Genomic DNA, 2,514 nt, shown 5'->3' with positions numbered 1-2,514 from the left:
CGATGCAAAAGCACCACATGAGCTTACCGCAGCAAGTGCCATGCCACCTTTCCAGCCACCAAACATCGCTTTAGCAGAGGTGAATAACTTACTCGCCATTCCAGAGTAAGAAGCCAATACCCCCATAAATATAAACATCGGAATAGCACTAAAGTTATAGTTTGATAAAACCTCTACCGGCACAGACTTCATCATCGCCAACGCGGCATCCCAGCTCGTGACGGTGAAAAACCCAAGCACACCGACAGCCAACATACTCAAGGCAATGGGAACACGCAGCACCATGAGAACCAAAAGGCATATAAGGCCTAACCCACCTATGATTTCAGAACTCATTTTGCTCTCCCCCATCATCATGGCTATACACCATGCCAAGCACCGACTGTATTAGGCACCGAATTGAGAAAAAAGCACTCAATACAGCAGATGTTTTATAGATTAGCCCCATAGGTATCGCCAAATCTTGGGAGACTTCTCCGAATTGAGTAGCACGAACGCCCTCTTCCCATAACCCCCAGGAAAGAAAAAAACCTACCAGAAAAAAGCCTAGCAAATAGAACCCTGCTATTCTCTTTTTTAAGGAGTCTGCAAGCTTATGCGTAAATGCTTCAACAACCACTTGGCTTTTCTCTACATTGGCAGCCATGGCTGCCAATAAAGAAATAAGCATTACGAAACTTACAATCTCTACACTCCCTGATACGGTTAACTTTACGGCACCAGACGTTAGCTTAAACAAATATCTAGTCACAACGTCTGTTACTGTGACAGTCATAACGGATAAAAACCCAATCCCAGCAATATACCGGCACACTATCTCAATAGTGTTCTTTATAAGAACTAGCGTTGTCATACAACTTACCTCACAGAGAAGCACATCTTTCTTTAGCTTCCAGAACATCGCTATAGGCGCTATCAACATTCTCTACGCCTCTTTCGTTTAGATGAGCTAGATAACTAGTAACGCCACTCTCCATGAAATCAGACCATGCAGGATCATTCTGGGGGTCGCTTACCACATTAATTAGATGCCCTAATTCTGCTGCATCTTCTTTACCTGCTTGATCAATTTGATCGAACACATTGCCAGCAACATCTGCCCACTTCATCCCACTATTATTATCGATCGCTGCACGCGCTTCAGGAGATAGCCGTTCATAGGCTTCCTTGTTCATCGTGGCAACAAATGTGAGCGTATAGAGAGGAACCTGTGTATGGCTCGTCACCACATCATTTAAACCGAATACTTTAACGCCTTCCCAAGAGGTTGTAAGGCCATCCATAACACCACGCTGAAGAGCGGTATAAACCTCTGGCATTGGCATACCAATCGGCTGCGCCCCCATCTCTTCTAGCATTCCACCCACGACAGAAGTTGGCCGCCGCACACGTAACCCGCCAAGATCGCTTGGCGTGGCAACGTTAGAATCTTTCATATGAAGAATGCCAGGGCCATGCGTAAACAGGAAAAGAACATGTGAATCATCATACTCGCCAGCAATGGTTCCCTGATCGTATAGCGTTTGTACCATGCATGAACCTTGCTCTGCGCTATTCACCATGCCCGGCAGCTCGACTAACTGCGTTAACGGGAACCTGCCAGCCGTATACCCCTGTGCAGTAATCGCAATATCGGAAACCCCTTGAACAGCACCTTGATATGCCTTGTTAGATTTCGTTAGCGTATCTGACGGAAAGTTTTGAACGCTAATCTCTCCGCCAGACTCCTCTTCTACTGCTTTTGCCCATGCTTCAAATATTTCCTGATTAATCATGGATTCAGCGGGCCAGAAATGCGCCAGACGTAAATCGGTAGATGCCTGAGAGCTAGCAGCTCCGCCAGCAATCATGATTGCTAACATGCTTTGAACAATTTTTATTTTCATTACAGGTTTTTTCTTTTTCATAGCCATAACCCTTCATCTGTTGGACTTATTGGTAATAAGCATTTTTTGGGATTAATTTTTACGGGCTAGCATCAAAGCCACCGATCAAGCTTCAATTTATCGCACAAGGTTATTGCCATTAAAATTATATATGCGATCAATTAATATAAATCTACCACCCTATTAAAAAATTGTCAAAAATATAAAACCCATATTAAACATATACTTATAAATAATTACACGAATCGTTTTTTGAGCTGATAGCTGTTTAGCACTATCATGACGGTAATCTCAGCATGACTTGGGAAAACTGAACCTCCCCGGGCCTCCTAAACACCCGTCATGACCTGAGCATTAGCCTGCGTCAGGTCACTAGAGAGCTTGGCATTCACAACAGTACGATCAGCCGTGAGCTGCGCCGCAATGCTACCACTGGCGACTCCGATCCAAAGCAGGCGTAACCCATCAGTGTTCATTGGCAACGCACTGCCAGGAAGCGGACGAAGTGCTTACCCTCCATGATCGCCGCCAGCGTCAACCGACTATAGGAGGAATGGAGCTCGGAGCAGACCGGCGGTTTCATGGTGCCCTTAACTGGCGTAAGCGTTAGACACCAGTAAATCTACGC

Annotated in this window: 4 protein-coding genes; 1 reads left to right on the top strand and 3 read right to left on the bottom strand. The window is 45.4% G+C overall.

Annotated elements, in window-relative coordinates:
* The 3 genes from AC0UA9_RS17435 to AC0UA9_RS17425 all read right to left on the bottom strand — a co-directional run.
* On the bottom strand, positions 1–336 hold a 336-nt coding region (locus tag AC0UA9_RS17435; RefSeq protein ID WP_475662010.1), incomplete at its 3' end, for a TRAP transporter large permease subunit.
* Positions 326–853 (bottom strand): TRAP transporter small permease, encoded by a 528-nt coding sequence (locus AC0UA9_RS17430; protein ID WP_475662006.1) that lies wholly within the window; start codon positions 851–853, stop codon positions 326–328. The genes AC0UA9_RS17435 and AC0UA9_RS17430, both read right to left, overlap by 11 nt.
* Positions 854–863: 10 nt before the next feature.
* Positions 864–1,907 carry a TRAP transporter substrate-binding protein gene (locus tag AC0UA9_RS17425; RefSeq protein WP_475662004.1) on the bottom strand — a complete coding sequence of 348 codons (1,044 nt, stop codon included), beginning with the start codon at positions 1,905–1,907 and terminating at the stop codon, positions 864–866.
* A gap of 326 nt (positions 1,908–2,233) precedes the next feature.
* Between AC0UA9_RS17425 and AC0UA9_RS17420 the strand changes: the two genes are divergently transcribed.
* On the top strand, positions 2,234–2,347 hold the full coding sequence (locus AC0UA9_RS17420; protein WP_475662013.1) for a helix-turn-helix domain-containing protein: 114 nt from the start codon (positions 2,234–2,236) through the stop codon (positions 2,345–2,347).
* Positions 2,348–2,514: the final 167 nt, after the last annotated feature.

The organism is Colwellia sp. F1, assembly GCF_056238625.1.
Note: the sequence above shows the minus strand (reverse complement) of the source record. Positions and strands in the feature narration are given on the sequence as shown.